We start from the raw sequence: 17307 nt of genomic DNA on the forward strand, positions 1-17307 counted from the left end.
TTTACCTACTGTTTTTAAATATGTCAATCAATTCTAAATATTTATTAAATTAAAATATAAATATATGAAATCTCTCTTAAAAACCTTTCACAAAAAAAAGAAAAGGATGTACAAAGTTATTTGTAACATCCTTTCTTGATCATTAGTTATTTAATGTAACTTCTATATCTTTTTTAGGTTTCATTACGGCTGCCGCCCATATTATCGATAAGATAATTAACCCAATGGCACTGACAGCTAACGGGAACCTTCCAATGTCTTGATTAAATATGTTTTGCACGATTTGAAACACAAATGGTCCTAAAATACCACCTAGTCCCTGCCCTACGACAACAAGTCCTACTGCCGGCGGTGCACCAGGAGGAGTAAGTTCTGAAACTTTTGTAAATACACCTGGAAGTCCAATCCCCATTGCAAACCCGCCAATAATACTACCTACAAAAATCATTGTTAGGGTTGGTGAGTAATAACAAATCGCCATCCCTATCCCTGTCACAAGAACACCAGCAGGCAAATAGAAATTTGGCAGTGCATGTTTGATTTTCCCAAAAATAAATCCTGCAATTAGTGTACCAAAAGTAAATACAGAGATTGCCATTCCTGCTTCTGTTGCATTCCCTAGTCGGTCACCTTGAATAACAACCGAAATATTTGTTACATATCCAAAAATTAACCCAGAGTATATTACTTGACCTAAACATACCCAATATATTGCTTTTGGTAATTTAACCTTATTACTAGCTTTTGCTGCTTCATTAGTCAGTTTCTTTTCAGGTTCAGGTAAATAAAGCATGGTAACAGCAAGTATCCATATCGGGAAAAGGTAAGTAAGGAATCCATATTGCCAGCCAAAAGAATCTGCTAAAATCCCTCCGCCTAATTGGAAGAAAATCGCTCCAATACATGCAATCGTAGAGGTTCCAAAACCAATCAAGAAATCTCTTTCCCTGCCGTCAAAGAAATCTGTAATTACATCTATCGATAACGGCATTGTTATCCCTACACCTAACCCTAAAAGTCCTCTCATTGCAATTATCAACGGAAGGTTATCAATAAAAGTCGGGAGTGTTCCACCTACAATAAATAAAGTCAATCCGATAAATAGCAATGTTTTCTTTTTAAATACTTTGGTTAGTTTTCCATAAAATAACGCAGGTACGATTTGTATGAGACCCGGGAAAGTAGCTACCAACATGACAATGGTGGGATCATAATCTGGAAATGCCTTAATAATGTCGGCCATAATCGATCCTGCTACTCCAGCTGCAACATCTTGGAAAGCTAGAATGACGACCAAAAACTTAAGCATATTTCTACTGATATTTTTTGCCATTTTTTATCCCCCTTTTGTTTTTCAGTTCGCAAAAGACTTTTTTGTAATCGTTTTCATTTAATAAAAGATAAAAATTCTTCTGCCCTGCTTGTGGCCTGCAAGCAACAACAGCTAAAATTTCAGTTTTACACAAACTAAAATTTTACATTACTTTTTTTCACGCTCTTACCGGTAAAAACCGTAAAAAATGCACTTCCTTTTGCTAACTGTAATTCTACAGTCGTATAAAATACTTGTCAATGTATTCATAATATTTTATATTTTCCGAATAATTATCTACACAATTTCTCAGTTAATCTAAAAAAGAACACTCAATTTCTACTATTTATTAGCTAATTTTTTTCTTAAATCTTTGTGAATGTATGAACTCTATTTATATTTTTTATTAGTGAAAGCACTTGAATTTTATTTATTTTTGAGTTTTTTTAAATGTAAACGTCTTCACTAAATTTATTTGATTTATAATGTAAGAAAATATGTTATATTCTAATAAATGAAAAATGGGAGTGAAAATATGAATACACTAGTCCAGCGTGCCTATAACTTTAATGCAGGTCCATCTGCCCTTCCGTTAGCAGTTCTTGAGAAAGCTCAACAGGAACTTATCAATTTTCGTGGTACGGGCATGTCAGTCATGGAGCTCAGCCATCGTAGTGCTGTCTATGAAGAAGTACATAACAACGCGATTGCACTTCTAAAAGAATTGTTATCGATTCCGGAAAATTACGAGGTCCTTTTTCTGCAAGGAGGAGGAAGTCTTCAATTTTCAATGGTTCCAATGAACTTTTTGAGACCGGGACAAAAAGCAGGATATATCATGTCCGGGTCATGGTCTGAAAAAGCATATTCTGAAGCAAAACTTTTTGGAGATGCTTACCATGTGGCTTCTACAAAGGAAGGACAATATAGCCGTGTCCCTCAATTTGACGAATTGAAATACAATCCGACAGATGCATACATTCATCTCACATCAAATAATACAATATACGGGACACAATGGAAGGACTTCCCTGATACAGGTGATGTACCATTGATCGCGGATATGTCCAGTGATATCCTATCCAAGCCTTTTGATGTTAGCAAATTTTCATTAATTTATGCCGGAGCCCAAAAAAATCTTGGTCCTTCTGGTGTTACAGTAGCAATCATTCGCAAGGATCTGCTTGAAAAAGCGAATCCTAACATTCCGACTATGCTAAAGTATAGCACCCATTCAAAAAACAATTCCTTATATAACACACCGCCAACCTTCGGAATTTATATGCTTGGTGAAGTTTTAAACTGGATTAAGGAAACAGGTGGAATTACTGAACTTACCAAACGAAACGAGGAGAAAGCAAAGCTCATTTATGACGCAATCGATCAAAGCAATGAATTTTATATTGGTCATGCCGAAGTCGAAAGCCGCTCACTTATGAATATTACTTTCCGAGTGAAGGATGAAGAATTAGAGAAGAAATTCTTAGCTGAAGCAAAGAATGCAGGATTTATCGGTGTAAATGGTCACCGCTCTGTTGGAGGCTGCAGAGCCTCTACCTATAACGCTGTACCATATGAAACATGTAAAGCTTTCAGTGAGTTCATGATTCAATTTCAAAATGCAAATCAATAAGTAACACAAAAAGGGAGGTATTAATTTTATATACTTCCCTTTTTCATTTTTCTAAACAAACGATATCCTCTTCTGACATTGTTAACGATAAAGAAAGGAATCGGAATATTATATTTATAAATAAAAGGTAGATAAAATTTGTAATATGCCTTTTTTAGGTCATCCCACTTTCGGCATTTACCCTGCTTATAAAAATCTGAAACATCGACTATATACCCTCTCCCATTGCTCATCACGACATTTTTTCCGTGTACATCAAAAGGATTTAATCCAACCGACCTTGCATACGCAATCCCCTCATCTACATCGTGGATAACTGACTCTGGAATACGTAGTCCTTTTATCACTGCATCGAACAGATTTACACCATCTATCCTTTTTAAAATCAAATAATTATCCCCATAGTCAATTAACGAGGAAAAGGATGGATGTTTCCCTAGTTTTTTATACACTTCCACTTCCTTTTTTAATTCCTCAGGTTTTCTTCCATACACCTTTACCACCCATTTCGGATTTGACCGATGTAAAAAGACACCTGCATAATTTCCACTTCCAATAGTTTGCCACGTATTCGAAAAATTTTTTACAATAATTGGTTCAAACGGACCTTCAGTTGATAATTGGATATTGGGTAATAATTCATTTCCAATTAATTTTGTATATTTCTCTATTTTCATTTGTACACCTCAAAACAAACTAAATAATACTTTCCTTCAAGTATACATCTCATATACACTTAGAATAGAAAATATATTCTTAATTTTTATTTCATGTTATTACTTATTAATAGTGAGGTGTTCTTGTGTTATTCCCAACGTTAGAAACTGATCGATTAAAACTCATTGAGATTACTCCTATACATACTTTAAGCATATTTGAAATTTTATCATTAGATGAGGTAACCAGATATTACGGTACTGATCGATTCACCTCAATCGAAGAAGCAAGAAAGTTAATAGAGGTGTTCCAGAAAAATTTTTATGAAAAACGGGCAATGCGCTGGGGAATAGTCCTGAAGGAAAATAACAAATTTATCGGTACATTAGGTCTAAATGGATTACAGCTAAAAAATAAAAAAGCTGAAATTGGCTATGAGATACATCCCTCCTTTTGGAGAAAAGGCTACACTTCTGAAGCTATAAAAGAGGTATTACGATATAGCTATCAAGAGTTGAAATTGAACCGTATAGGTGCAGTTGTTTACCTAGAAAACGAGGCTTCTAGTAATCTCCTACAAAAGTTAGGTTTTAAAAAAGAAGGGGTCCTGCGTGATTACTTATTTCAAAACAACTCTTATCATACCACCAGTATGTTTTCTTTGCTAAAGCGGGAATGGGAACTGCCTGCAGCTGAGTCTTTAGATACTCATGCTAAATAAAAAAAACGCCAGGTAATCCTGGCTTTTATTCTTCAAAGTAATCTCTAAACGCTTTGGGGTTATTGGTTTCCTTCCCCTTATAATAAGGGTTATTCTCAGTGGAATCCTGCGGGTCAAGGTTTGTCTTAATAATTAAATGTGGTTCGGATGGCTGCTCAGCAATCATTCTGTCGTTTAATTGATCGAAATCAGGCAGTTTGTTATTTCCAGGTTGTCTAGGTTCCATATCTGTGACACCTCCTAAAAATAGGTTGCTGATTTTTCTTTTTTATCATACACTCTTTCTTTATTATAAAATAATAAAAAAGAAAAAACTAGGAAGTAGAGACTTCCTAGTATGTTTATTCTTCTTCGACGCCGAGTAAGAAATCTGGATTTAAGTCCTCGAATTCTTCGTCGTCAACATCCATTCCCCATTCATCGTCATCATCATGGCATCCCTTTGGATTAATGGCGACACATACTTTTGTTTCGCCAATGACTTCTACCAGGAATTCCCTTTCAACATGAACAATGATTCGATTGCCATTTGGGGAAATAACGGCTTCACAACAATTTGGCTGCTGCAGAACGCGAGCACAAATTTCATTGTCGTCCAAGCAATCATGGTCACGGTATCGTAACTTAATAACATCCGTATACTGAACCTTTTCAGTTACTACTTCTGTTCTGGTATTGTCATTAAATGAATACCAAGCATTAATGTCATACGAGCCGTGTATTTCTACAGTTTTGCCGACTTTTTTCGCGTTGTATTTATGGTTGATAATCCAACATCCAAGAATGCTTGTTGGACTATGTGCCGGGCTAATCGTATGATTGGACTGGGTGAATTTACGCCCTTTCGCTACTACGGCCTTCGTAATTATCTCTCTGTATTCTCCCATTTCGCGCGAACCCTCCTCATTCATTTTCATTTCATCCTATGCAAGATATTAGACTAGTGTGCGATATATTTCTGCGAATACTGGTTAAAAGTTTAGTCATAGTTCATTTTATGCGGGAGTTTGAGGTAGGTTCCTTTTTAGGCATGTACTTTACGTAAAGAGGCATTTTTGTGTAGGCTGTGTTAAATAAGGCTGTTGATTTGCGCTCCACTAAGGAAAGCTTCTTTGAATAATCACCGCAGGGACAGGCGGTCTTTGCCTGTTACGAGGCGCTATGCTTTCCGCGGGCTCGCCCGTGAGCCTGTCTAGCTACAGCGCCTAGACCCTCGAGTCGCTTCGGTCCTGACGATGAAGTCAAAGAACGACTTCAACGCCAGGCCCTCCAGCGCTTGTCGGGTCTGGACAAGGCGCTTCCGCTTTTCTTTCTCCTCGGTCGTTCCGACCTCCGGGGTCTCACTCAGCTCGTGCATCCCGCAGGAGTCAAGCGCCTTCCGCTCCAATCAACAGGTTCTAAAATCTACAGTATCCTTCAACACAGCCACCTAAGTTTGTTAAACGCACAAAAAAAACCAGGCTTTTATAAAAGCCTGGTTTGGTTTATTTAATGTTCGTGGTCGTGGTCGTGATTTCCGCAAGATCCACCACTGCTAATACTTGCACCGGTTTCGCCTTTTAAGACATCGCCGCCAGTTGACTCGATAATGACGTCTGTTACCTTATTAGAGATGGTTGTAGCAATCAACTGAAGCAGTTCATTTACTTCGATTTGTGACTGCTTAAACTCTTGAACAACTGGAATTTCATCTAGTTCCTGTTCAATTGAAGCAATTTTGTCTTCTACTTTTTTCAATGCTTCTGGCTTACCGTAATGCTGTAAATTAACGGCTTGCTTTTGTAAACCCTTAATATCAGAAATTAACGTACTAACCTTTGGGTTAACATGAATCTGTGCTTCTGCACGTTTAAAGAAATCAACTTCCTCAGTTTCTGCTATCATGCGTGCTAATTCTTGTGCACGAGCGATGATATCATCTTTTGTATATACCGCCACTTTACTTCACCTCAACTGGTTCTAATTCTTCCACTATTTCTCCGTTTAATGACCATGTTTTTGCGTCCGTAATTTTCACTTTAACAATTTTACCAATCGCTGATTTTGGAGCCGCAAAATTCACAAGCTTGTTTCTTGAAGTGTATCCTGCTAGAACGTCAGGATTGTTCTTGCTTTCCCCTTCAACAAGAACCTCAACTATTTGGCCTTTATATTTTTTCATTGCTTCAGCAGATAGCTCGTTGACCAACGCATTTAAACGCTGCAGGCGTTCCTTTTTTACCTCCATTGGAACATTATCCTGCATTTTTGCTGCAGGTGTACCCTCCCGTGGAGAATAAATGAAAGTATAAGCTAGTTCATAGCCTACTTCACGATATAAAGATAACGTTTCTTCAAATTGTTCATCCGTTTCATTTGGATAACCCACGATGATGTCAGTTGTTAATGCAACATTTGGAATAGCCGCTTTAATTTTGCGTACTAACTCTAAGTACTGTTCTCTCGTATATTTACGAGCCATAATTTTTAATACATCCGTTGATCCAGATTGAACAGGCAGATGAATATGGTCCATTAGATTACCGCCTTTTGAAAGGACTTCAATCAAGTGATCATCAAAGTCACGTGGATGACTTGTCGTGAAACGAATACGAGGAATATCAATCTTCCGTAATTCGTCCATAAGGTCACCTAAACCATAGTTCATATCTTCTAAGTCTTTACCATACGCATTTACGTTTTGGCCCAAAAGAGTAACTTCCTGATAGCCTTGTGCCGCTAAATGACGTACTTCCTGGATAATCTCTTCGGGACGACGGCTTCGTTCCTTCCCGCGCGTATAAGGAACAATACAATAGGTACAGAATTTGTCGCAGCCGTACATAATGTTGACCCATGCCTTAATATTTCCGCGTCTTACTTTTGGAAGGTTTTCAATTACGTCACCTTCTTTTGACCAAACTTCCACAACCATTTCTTTAGACATGTACGCTTCATGTAAAATATTTGGCAGACGATGAATGTTATGTGTACCAAAGATCATGTCTACTTGGTTATAGGTTTTTAAGATTTTATTGACCACAGATTCTTCCTGTGACATGCATCCACATACACCTATTAGTAAGTCTGGCTTTTCGGTCTTCAAATGCTTTAAATGTCCTAGTTCACCAAACACTTTATTTTCAGCATTTTCACGAATGGCACACGTATTTAATAGAATGACATTCGCATCTTCTGTATTATCAGTCGGTTCATAGCCTAAAGCTAAAAAGATTCCTGCCATTACTTCCGTATCGTGTTCGTTCATCTGGCAGCCGTACGTACGGATATAGAACTTTCTGCCTTCACCCATACCGCGAAACTCTTCAGGAATGGAGAAATCGTTGTGGTATTTCACTTCTTCTTTTCCACGTTTTTTAGCGTCTTTTAAAGATGGTGCCGTAATGACCTGTTCAAAGTACTTACTGTAATCCTTGGCGGATTTTTTGTCCGAAGAATTAGCAGCTTCAATTTGTTTAGATTCTAAACGTTGTTTTTCATTCATTAGTAGTAAAATCTCCTTTCAGTCGTTTTCCTTCATGTGTCTATTAATATTAATAAAGTAATTTTTTACCTGTACATAGTGTTAGAGCACCTCTAATATACTTCTGCACATTATTATAGTATAAAGGTTAATAGCCTTGAAAACAATAGAAAATCCCGCAGCAGCACACTACGGGATTCTCACAATTGCTATTACATGAATTCGCCAACTAATTTATCAAAATATTCTTGGTCAAGGTCTAAATCAGCCTGAGATAAAGGAGTTTCAGAGTAACCATTGATTAATTCCTGATAAGATTGACGTTCAGTGTTTTGATAAATTAAACCAGTGACTAAGCCATTATGCTTCATCAATGTTTGCATAGCTTCTTCACGATTTGAAGGATCATAGCCTTCAATATCGCTTAATTTCGTTAGATTTTCTTTAAACCAGTCATAAGTATTAACTTTGTTATACGTTACACATGGGCTGTATACGTTAATCAAAGAAAACCCTTTATGCTTAATACCTGCTTCAATTAAAGCAGTAAGATCTTTAAGATCAGTAGAGAAGCTTTGTGCAACAAACGTTGCGCCAGCAGTTAGGGCCATCTCCATTGGAGAAATAGCTTGTTCAACAGAACCCATCGGAGTTGATTTTGTTTTAAATCCAGCAGCGGAACGTGGAGACGTTTGTCCCTTTGTTAAGCCATAGATTTGGTTATCCATTACAACGTAAGTAATATCAATATTTCTACGAATTGCATGGATTGTATGACCCATACCAATTGCAAAACCGTCTCCGTCACCACCAGAAGCGATAACTGTTAGATCACGATTTGCCATTTTTACACCTTGCGCGATTGGTAGTGAGCGGCCATGAATTCCATGGAAACCATATGAATTAATGTATCCAGAGATACGGCCAGAACATCCAATACCAGAAATAACAGCTAAGTTTTCAGGCTCAAGACCTACATTCGCTGCTGCACGTTGCATTGCCGCTTGTACAGAGAAGTCGCCACAGCCAGGGCACCAGTTCGGTTTTACATTATTTCTAAAGTCTTTAAAAGTGGCCATGTTTAGAACAACTCCTTACATTTTGTATATACTTCGTGTGGTAAGAACGGATTACCGTCATATTTTAAATGTTTAATAATCTTTTCGGCATGACCGACATTCATTTTCATAATGTTAGCCAATTGTCCAGTAGCATTGTTCTCAACAACTACTACTTTTTTAGCTGAACGAACAAGTGGTAATACTTCGTCCGTTGGGAACGGGTGAATCAAACGAATTTGAGCATGGTTTACTTTTAAGCCTTCGTTTTCTAAACGAACCATTGCTTCTTCGATTACACCACGAGTAGAATTGAATCCAACAAATAAAACGTCGGCGTCTTCGTGTTTAACATTTTTATAAACAGGTGTGTTGAAACGAATATTTTCTATTTTACGGAATCGCTTGTCCATTTGGGCAATTCTGTTTGCTGCGGATTCAGAAGGTTTACCAGTTTCATCATGTTCAACACCTGTTACATGGTGGATACCATTTTTCATACCAGGGATCACACGCGGTGAAACTCCATCAGCCGTCACTTCATAACGTTTAAAATATCCTTTGTTTTCATTTTCAGGAATTTCATCTGTTACCAGCTTACCACGTCTGATTTCAACTTTATCCATACGTAATGGTTCAACGGTCTGCTTACCTAGAGATAGTTGAAGATCTGAAAGGATAATAACAGGACATTGATATTCTTCAGCAAGGTTAAATGCTTCAGCAGTATCATAGAATGCTTCTTCTACGGTACTTGGAGCCATTACGATTTTTGGGATTTCTCCATGTGTTCCATAGATCATTGCCATTAAATCTGACTGCTCTTGTTTTGTTGGTAGTCCTGTAGATGGACCTCCACGCTGGGTATCAACAATAACAAGCGGAGTTTCTGTAATACCAGATAATCCGATTGCTTCCATCTTTAATGAAAGTCCAGGACCAGCAGATGCAGTAATTGTACGAACACCAGCATAGTTGGCACCAATTGCCATTGTACAAGCAGCAATTTCATCCTCTGTTTGAATAACCGAACCACCAAGTGCAGGAAGCTTTTTAATTAAATATTCCATTATTTCAGAAGCTGGTGTAATTGGGTAAGCAGCCATAAAACGGCAGCCAGCTGCGACAGCTCCTAATGCAATTGCGTCATTTCCAATCATGAACATTCGCTTCTTGCCGTCAGCTTTTTCAAGTTCCATTATTTCAACGCCATCCACAAGCTGTTTTTTCATATAATCATATCCAGCTTGAATGGCATCCATATTTTTCGCAACTACTTGCGCACCTTTTTTACCAAAAATCTCTTGAACTACTTCTTCAAAAACATGAATATCAAGATTCAAGACGGCTGATGTAGCACCAATCGCTACCATGTTTTTCATTAGAGATGTTCCTAATTCAGTAGCAATTTCTGTAAATGGAACCGCATACAATGCAGCTTGTGTATCTTCCGGTTTCTTCGGCGTGAATTTACCATCCGCAAGGATTACACCTTTCGCGTGTAACTCTTTGTAGTTTAAATCGATAGTTTCTTGGTCAAACGCGACAAGAACATCAAGATCATCAGAGATTGAACGAACTTCTGTCGTGCTTACTCTGATTTTGTTGTTTGTATGTCCGCCTTTAATACGAGATGAAAAGTGACGATAACCATACAAGTAATAACCTAGGCGATTTAATGCAATAGCAAATATTTCCCCTGTACTTTCAATACCTTCCCCTTGTTGTCCGCCAACTTTCCACGAAAGTTGATTGATCATGACTTACACCCCTTTGGATATGTAAAAAATATATTTTAAAATCACTAATAGTGTAGCACTTTTCCGAGTAATTCACTAGAATTTAGTCTTTTAAAGCACTAAAAACTAAATAATATGAATTCAGAATACGTACTAAACGCTTACAATTCTAGACCTCTAAACCAAAAATTGCAACCCTTTCAGACTAAATATTGTCTAAAATATGAATATTTTTTTATATTTTAAAAATTGACATATAGTAAATCTTCATATCTAGCTGTAAAATGTTATAAAACGTTGTTGTTATGCGATTTATTAATAAATCTAATAAAATATGTTACTTTAATACTTTATTCGAGAAAACGTTTTCATTTATATTAGAATAACATTATTTTAATCATTTGTATATAAAAATACCTGCTTAAAAATTTAAGCAGGTTAAAGTTTGTTTTATTCTCTTGTTTGACTTCATTGATTCTATCTCTTTCATCTTGGTTCAACAATAAGCTTTATAGCTGTGCGTTCTTCACCATCAATCTGAATATCAGTGAACGCAGGGATGCAAATCAAATCAACTCCGCTAGGTGCTACAAATCCTCTTGCAATCGCTACTGCCTTAACAGCTTGATTCAATGCACCTGCACCAATCGCCTGTATTTCTGCTGCACCTCTTTCACGCAGAACTCCAGCAAGTGCACCAGCTACAGAATTAGGATTAGATTTTGCTGAAACTTTTAATATTTCCATTCCTAGCTCCCCCTTGTATAATCCCGATCCTGGCATGAGCAGTTTCATGAGCAAATCAGGTATATAAGATTCCACTGCTACTATATTCATTCTGCAAAAGACATATTCCGGCTTGGACAAAAAAAGTGCATATTTACTGATAAAAAGAGAAAAACCTTCCATAGTGGAAGGTTAAGAATACCAAGGATGATCTTCATTTATTAGAATTCTTTCCATTTTTTTGCATTTTCCTGTTTTTCTGTCAAGTTCCAAGTAGACACCACTCAGCTGGGTTCTACCCGTTTTAGGGACCTCAAATCTCACTGGAAGGCTTGTTAGGAATTTTGTGATGACCGCTTCCCTTTCCATACCAAGAATACCATCATAAGGCCCTGTCATGCCTACATCTGTTAAATAGCCTGTTCCGTTTGGAAGGATGCGGCTATCTGCTGTTTGTACATGTGTATGTGTACCTACGACAGCAGAAACCCTCCCATCCAAATACCAGCCCATTGCCTGTTTTTCACTTGTCGCTTCTGCATGAAAATCCACAAAGATAAAAGGTGTACGCTCTTGAGCGATTTCGACTAATTCATCTGCCTTTTTAAAAGGACAATCTAACGGTGGCATAAAGGTTCGTCCCTGCAAATTGATGACCGCTACTTCTATGTCATTTACCTTAAAAAACGCTAATCCTTTTCCAGGAGTCCCTTCTGGAAAGTTTGCAGGACGGACCATATTCTTTGCTGATTCAATAAATTCAAATATTTCCTTGTTATCCCATGCGTGATTTCCAAGGGTTACAGCCTGCGCACCGGAACCTAAAAATTCTCGATAGATTTTTTCTGTTATACCTCTGCCGCCTGCTGCATTTTCACCATTAATAATAGTAAAATTTGGTCGATATTTTTCTTTTATTTTTGGCACATACTCTTTTACCATATCTCGACCTGGTGATCCTACAACATCTCCAATAAATAATAAGTTCATATGTAATCCTTTCGTGTTGCATTTATTTATTATAAATTGTATCACACTTTTATTTTAATTAACCGCTCGTTACCTTTCAAAAAGGCGTGTTTCAGGTTATTGTTGATTTTATTAATTTTAAGAAGATTAAATAGACGGAAGAATTCCGCTTAATTTGAAATTACGAATAAAAATAGCTTATTTAGACGGAGAAATTCCGCCTATTGCCCGGAAATGCGAGAGTATAGAAGTTTTTTCTTTGGATAACCGATTAAGTCCGTATAATTGTGTAAAAACAAAATGAGTCAAATTAGTTCCTCATGGCTACAATGTTATCAGCGACGAAAACAATGAGGAGGAATTAATTTGACCCAGTTTCAGTTTAACCTAAATATTGAGGATTTAAAAGATTGTATTATGAAATCTGATATCGATGCAGTTGTTAAAGCGTCTGTTGTCCTGGTTCTAAATTCAGTTATGGAAGATGAAAGAGATAAGCATTTAAACGCTAGAGCTTACGAGCGTTCTACTGACCGACGCGACTACCGGAATGGTTATTATGAAAGAGATCTCATTATGAGTATTGGAAGAATCACCCTAAGGGTACCTCGTACACGTAACGGGGATTTTTCTCCATCCGTATTTGAAAGGTATGCCCGATGTGACCAAGCACTTGTCCTTTCTATGTTAGAAATGGTAGTGAATGGTGTATCTACCCGAAAAGTAAAGAATATTGTACAACAGTTATGTGGGGAAAGTTTTTCAAAATCACTTGTTTCCTCTCTAACAGAGAAACTTGACCCGATTGTAAATAAATGGGCTAATAGGCCAATTAATACGATGTATTATCCCTACATCTTTGCAGATGCCATGTACATTAAAGTGAGGGAACATAACCGAGTGGTATCTAAGGCTGTTTATATCGCAACTGCCATTAATGAAAAAAATGAGCGAGAAATCCTGGGGTTGAAAGTAGACCACTCTGAAAGCTATGAGGCTTGGCAAAGATTTTTTCAACACTTACAATCACGTGGTCTTCAATCACCAAGATTAATCATATCAGATGCACATAAGGGCTTAAAAAAGGCAATTGGCACAGAGTTTGTGGGAACAACCTGGCAGCGCTGCACTGTACATTTTAAAAGAAATATCTTTAATCAATTACCAAAAAAAGATATGGACGAGGTAAAAGCGGCATTAAAAGGGATATTTAATGTAGTAAAAATTGAAGATGCTAGGAAACTTAAGGACGAGTTTATGGAGAAATATGAGGAAAATCCAAAACTAGAAAACGCAATAAATACATTAGAAGAAGGCTTCGAAGATGCCATTCAATATTTGAATGAACCTACTAAATATCATCATCATATACGTAGCACTAATTCCTTGGAACGATTGAATCAAGAAGTTAGGAGAAGGGAAAAAGTCATACGGATCTTTCCAAATACACAATCAGCGTTCCGATTAATAGGAGCTGTACTAATGGATATTGCCGATGAACAAGCAAAGAAACCATCTATGATAGGGAAAAAGTAGGAGTAGGAGCGAAGCGCGCGAAATTTTGATGGTTTTGGAAGGGGGTACCCCCTTCCCAAACCATCAAAATTCATAATAGCTATTAAACATTGTAATCATGAGTAAATTAATTTACACAAAATCTAGGACTTGACTGGATAACCGGAAAACCTCCCCTTATTTACTCCAAAAGAGACTCCATTCTACATTTAACCGGAATTTCTCCGCTTATTTTACTCTCTGGTTACTGGGCGCAAATCAATTTAACACAGACCGCAAAAAAATAAAGCAGTGCTTAGAGCACCGCTTTACTTTGCGTATTCTACAGCCCGTGTTTCACGGATGACTGTCACTTTAATATGTCCTGGATAATCGAGTTCTTCTTCGATACGTTTTCGAATATCACGAGCTAAACGATGTGCTGCTAGATCATCAACCGCATCTGGTCTTACAATGATCCGTACCTCTCGGCCAGCTTGGATAGCAAAGGATTTCTCAACACCTTCATAAGACTCAGAAATTTCCTCCAGCTTTTCTAAACGGCGGATATAGTTTTCAAGAGTCTCACTGCGTGCCCCAGGTCTCGCAGCTGACAAAGCGTCAGCAGCAGCCACAAGAACAGCAATGGTTGATGTTGGTTCCGTGTCACCATGGTGCGAAGCAATACTATTGATAACAACTGGGTGTTCCTTGTATTTTGTAGCAAGTTCAACCCCAATTTCAACATGGCTTCCTTCCACTTCATGGTCAATCGCTTTTCCGATATCGTGTAATAGACCTGCACGACGTGCAAGTGTCTCATCTTCACCAAGCTCAGCTGCAAGCAAGCCCGAAAGCTGTGCAACCTCCATGGAGTGCTTCAAGACATTTTGACCGTAACTTGTACGGAACTTTAAGCGTCCTAGGATTTTAATTAGATCCGGATGTAATCCATGAACTCCGACCTCAAATGTCGTTTGTTCACCGACTTCACGGATGTACTCATCCACTTCACGACGAGATTTTTCGACCATTTCCTCAATTCGCGCAGGATGGATTCGTCCATCTTGGACTAACTTTTCAAGCGCTAATCGCGCAGTTTCTCGACGAATCGGGTCGAATCCTGATAGAATAACAGCTTCTGGAGTATCATCGATAATCAAGTCAATTCCTGTAAGTGTCTCTAGTGTACGGATATTTCTTCCTTCACGGCCAATAATACGACCTTTCATCTCATCATTTGGAAGGTTGACTACAGATACAGTCGTTTCCGCAACATGGTCAGCAGCGCAACGCTGGATTGCAAGAGAAAGAATTTCTTTTGCTTTCTTATCTGCTTCCTCTTTCGCACGGTTTTCACTTTCCTTAATCATTATCGCAGTGTCATAGGTTAACTCCTGCTCCATTTTATCGATAATGATGTGCTTCGCTTCCTCACGAGTCAAACTCGAAATACGTTCAAGTTCAGTTTGTTGTGTTCGTACCAACTCGTCCACTTTGCTTTCCATCTGTTCAATATGCTGTTGTCTTTGGTTTAGAGAATCATCCTTCTTTTCTAACAGAATTTCTCGTTTATTTAACGATTCATCCTTTCGATCTAAATTCTCTTCTCTTTGCAGTAAACGGTTTTCTTGTTTTTGCAGTTCATTTCTTCGTTCACGAACCTCACGTTCGGCTTCTGTACGAAGCTTGTGAATTTCATCCTTTGCCTCTAACAAAGCTTCTTTTTTCAAAGAATCAGCATCACGCTTTGCATCTTCAAGGATCTGCTCTGCAGCATCCTTTGCACCCGCGATTTTTGCCTCAGCAATGGATTTACGAACAAAATAGCCAACAACGGCACCGACGATAATGCCAAGCAAAATGGAGATGATAGTAATAGGTTCCATCGTTACACCTCCTCTTGCTATGAACTTTTGTTACACTTTTCAAGTGTCGGCATGTACGTTGGTTAAGTTCAACATACAGCAAGCACCAAGCTTTTCATTGTAATATTAACAAAAATGTAAAATATACATGTTAATTGTAAATGTGTGTATATTCATTGTCAAGGGTAACTCCTGTCAGCTTTTTGAAATATTTAGACTTTGTTCATATCTTAACAATATATAATTTGATATAACATGAATAAATATACACATTTATTAATAATTATTCAATTCATTAAAAAGAGCAAAACCCAATCAGGCTTTGCTCTTTTTGTTAGTCTATTAATTCGAATTGCTCATCGTCATCGGCTTCAGTTACTATTTTTTCCCCGTCTAATCCGAAGTGTTCACGAATCTTTTGCTGAATTTCAAGACGAATACTTGGATTTTCTCTTAAGAAAGTCTTTGCATTTTCACGGCCTTGACCAATTCTTTCCTCATTATATGAATACCATGAACCGCTCTTTTGAACGATATCTAAGTCAGAGCCAATATCAATGATCTCGCCCTCTTTAGAAATTCCTTCCCCATACATAATATCCACTTCAGCAGTACGGAATGGAGGCGCAACTTTATTTTTAACAACCTTAATCTTGGTTTTGTTTCCAACCACGTCAGTGCCTTGTTTAATAGCTTCTCCACGACGTACTTCAACACGGATTGTAGAGTAGAATTTCAACGCACGACCACCAGGAGTCGTCTCAGGGTTTCCAAACATGACGCCAATCTTTTCACGAACTTGGTTGATAAAGATTGCAATTGTCTTCGATTTGTTAATGACACCAGAAAGTTTACGGAGCGCTTGAGACATTAAGCGGGCTTGAAGACCCATGTGTGAATCTCCCATTTCTCCTTCAATTTCTGCTTTTGGAACTAGTGCTGCAACGGAATCGACTACTAGAATATCAATTGCACCGCTTCGTACAAGTGCTTCTGCGATTTCTAGTGCTTGTTCCCCTGTATCAGGCTGGGATAACAATAACTCATCGATGTTTACTCCTAGTTTTTGTGCATATGCTGGATCTAGGGCATGCTCAGCGTCGATAAATGCTGCTTGTCCGCCTGCAGCTTGTACTTCTGCAATTGCATGTAAGGCAACAGTTGTTTTACCAGAGCTTTCAGGTCCGTAAATTTCAATAATTCTTCCTCGAGGATATCCGCCAACACCCAGTGCTGCATCTACTGCTAATGAGCCACTTGGACTTGTTAAAATTCTTGTGTCCGTCTTCTCGCCCATTTTCATGATGGAACCTTTACCAAATTGCTTTTCTATCTGTTTTAGCGCCATTTCTAAAGCCGCTTTACGATCACTCACTACTAGTTCCTCCCTTATATATAAACAAAAAAAGTTAATAGCCAAATTCTATAAATTTAAAACCTATTAATAATATAACCTCTTTTTGGGTATTTGTACAGCAAAAAGTCGAACACTCATTCGATTTTTTTGAAACAAAAAGTCATGTAAAAATAGGAAAATCCCCCAGTGATTTATATCTTTTTGATTCACTTTTTTATTACTTTTTACTTTTTCTCCTATTTTCAGACTACTTCCTTTAAGATAGATTTGTTAAAGTATGATATTGATTTTCCATGTTTGAAAACAAACG

At 37.7% G+C, this 17307-nt stretch carries 15 protein-coding genes; 3 read left to right on the forward strand and 12 right to left on the reverse strand.

The genetic code is table 11. From position 1 onward, the window contains the following. Window positions 1-142: 142 nt before the first annotated feature. Window positions 143-1333, reverse strand: a complete 1191-nt coding sequence (locus ACN6MT_RS24605) for an MFS transporter (RefSeq protein ID WP_419888486.1) — start codon at window positions 1331-1333, stop codon at window positions 143-145. A gap of 514 nt (window positions 1334-1847) precedes the next feature. Here ACN6MT_RS24605 and serC point away from each other — a divergent pair. Further along, window positions 1848-2945, forward strand: coding sequence for a 3-phosphoserine/phosphohydroxythreonine transaminase (gene serC / locus ACN6MT_RS24610; RefSeq protein ID WP_419888487.1), 1098 nt, complete (start codon window positions 1848-1850; stop codon window positions 2943-2945). A 26-nt stretch (window positions 2946-2971) separates the two neighbouring features. Here serC and ACN6MT_RS24615 read toward each other — a convergent pair whose 3' ends face one another. Continuing rightward, the gene (locus ACN6MT_RS24615) at window positions 2972-3622 is read right to left on the reverse strand and encodes a serine/threonine protein kinase (protein WP_419888488.1); all 651 of its coding nucleotides are present in this window, start codon (window positions 3620-3622) and stop codon (window positions 2972-2974) included. Between the two features lie 125 nt (window positions 3623-3747). Here ACN6MT_RS24615 and ACN6MT_RS24620 point away from each other — a divergent pair, with 125 nt between their 5' ends. After that, window positions 3748-4323 carry a GNAT family N-acetyltransferase gene (locus ACN6MT_RS24620; protein WP_419888489.1) on the forward strand — a complete coding sequence of 192 codons (576 nt, stop codon included), beginning with the start codon at window positions 3748-3750 and terminating at the stop codon, window positions 4321-4323. A gap of 25 nt (window positions 4324-4348) precedes the next feature. Here ACN6MT_RS24620 and ACN6MT_RS24625 read toward each other — a convergent pair whose 3' ends face one another. From ACN6MT_RS24625 to ACN6MT_RS24660, 8 genes are all read right to left on the reverse strand, one after another. After that, window positions 4349-4549, reverse strand: coding sequence for a hypothetical protein (locus ACN6MT_RS24625; RefSeq protein WP_419888490.1), 201 nt, complete (start codon window positions 4547-4549; stop codon window positions 4349-4351). A 115-nt stretch (window positions 4550-4664) separates the two neighbouring features. After that, a complete protein-coding gene (locus ACN6MT_RS24630; RefSeq protein ID WP_034676730.1) occupies window positions 4665-5210 on the reverse strand; it encodes an outer spore coat protein CotE in 546 nt (181 codons plus the stop codon). Window positions 5211-5811: 601 nt separating this feature from the next. Next, entirely contained in the window at window positions 5812-6261 is a 450-nt protein-coding gene (locus ACN6MT_RS24635) for a RicAFT regulatory complex protein RicA family protein (protein WP_419888491.1), read from the reverse strand. Window position 6262: 1 nt separating this feature from the next. Continuing rightward, on the reverse strand, window positions 6263-7807 hold the full coding sequence (miaB, locus tag ACN6MT_RS24640; RefSeq protein ID WP_419888492.1) for a tRNA (N6-isopentenyl adenosine(37)-C2)-methylthiotransferase MiaB: 1545 nt from the start codon (window positions 7805-7807) through the stop codon (window positions 6263-6265). Window positions 7808-7998: 191 nt separating this feature from the next. Continuing rightward, window positions 7999-8865: a 2-oxoacid:ferredoxin oxidoreductase subunit beta gene (locus tag ACN6MT_RS24645; protein WP_034676702.1), complete on the reverse strand. Its 867-nt coding sequence runs from the start codon at window positions 8863-8865 to the stop codon at window positions 7999-8001. A gap of 2 nt (window positions 8866-8867) precedes the next feature. Continuing rightward, window positions 8868-10604: a 2-oxoacid:acceptor oxidoreductase subunit alpha gene (locus ACN6MT_RS24650; protein WP_034676703.1), complete on the reverse strand. Its 1737-nt coding sequence runs from the start codon at window positions 10602-10604 to the stop codon at window positions 8868-8870. Window positions 10605-11069: 465 nt separating this feature from the next. Further along, on the reverse strand, window positions 11070-11330 hold the full coding sequence (gene spoVS, locus ACN6MT_RS24655) for a stage V sporulation protein SpoVS (RefSeq protein ID WP_003181955.1): 261 nt from the start codon (window positions 11328-11330) through the stop codon (window positions 11070-11072). A gap of 171 nt (window positions 11331-11501) precedes the next feature. Further along, window positions 11502-12299, reverse strand: coding sequence for a TIGR00282 family metallophosphoesterase (locus ACN6MT_RS24660; protein WP_034676704.1), 798 nt, complete (start codon window positions 12297-12299; stop codon window positions 11502-11504). Between the two features lie 345 nt (window positions 12300-12644). Between ACN6MT_RS24660 and ACN6MT_RS24665 the strand changes: the two genes are divergently transcribed. Further along, window positions 12645-13814: an IS256 family transposase gene (locus ACN6MT_RS24665; protein ID WP_419888493.1), complete on the forward strand. Its 1170-nt coding sequence runs from the start codon at window positions 12645-12647 to the stop codon at window positions 13812-13814. 287 nt (window positions 13815-14101) lie between these two features. On the opposite strand, the gene rny is transcribed toward ACN6MT_RS24665, so the two are convergent. Together rny and recA are read right to left on the reverse strand one after the other, a co-directional pair. Beyond that, window positions 14102-15661: a ribonuclease Y gene (rny, locus tag ACN6MT_RS24670; RefSeq protein ID WP_034676706.1), complete on the reverse strand. Its 1560-nt coding sequence runs from the start codon at window positions 15659-15661 to the stop codon at window positions 14102-14104. 313 nt (window positions 15662-15974) lie between these two features. Next, on the reverse strand, window positions 15975-17015 hold the full coding sequence (gene recA, locus ACN6MT_RS24675) for a recombinase RecA (RefSeq protein WP_034676708.1): 1041 nt from the start codon (window positions 17013-17015) through the stop codon (window positions 15975-15977). Window positions 17016-17307 lie beyond the last annotated feature (292 nt).

The organism is Neobacillus niacini, from assembly GCF_048572935.1.
In the GTDB taxonomy this organism is placed as follows: domain Bacteria; phylum Bacillota; class Bacilli; order Bacillales; family Cytobacillaceae; genus Neobacillus; species Neobacillus niacini.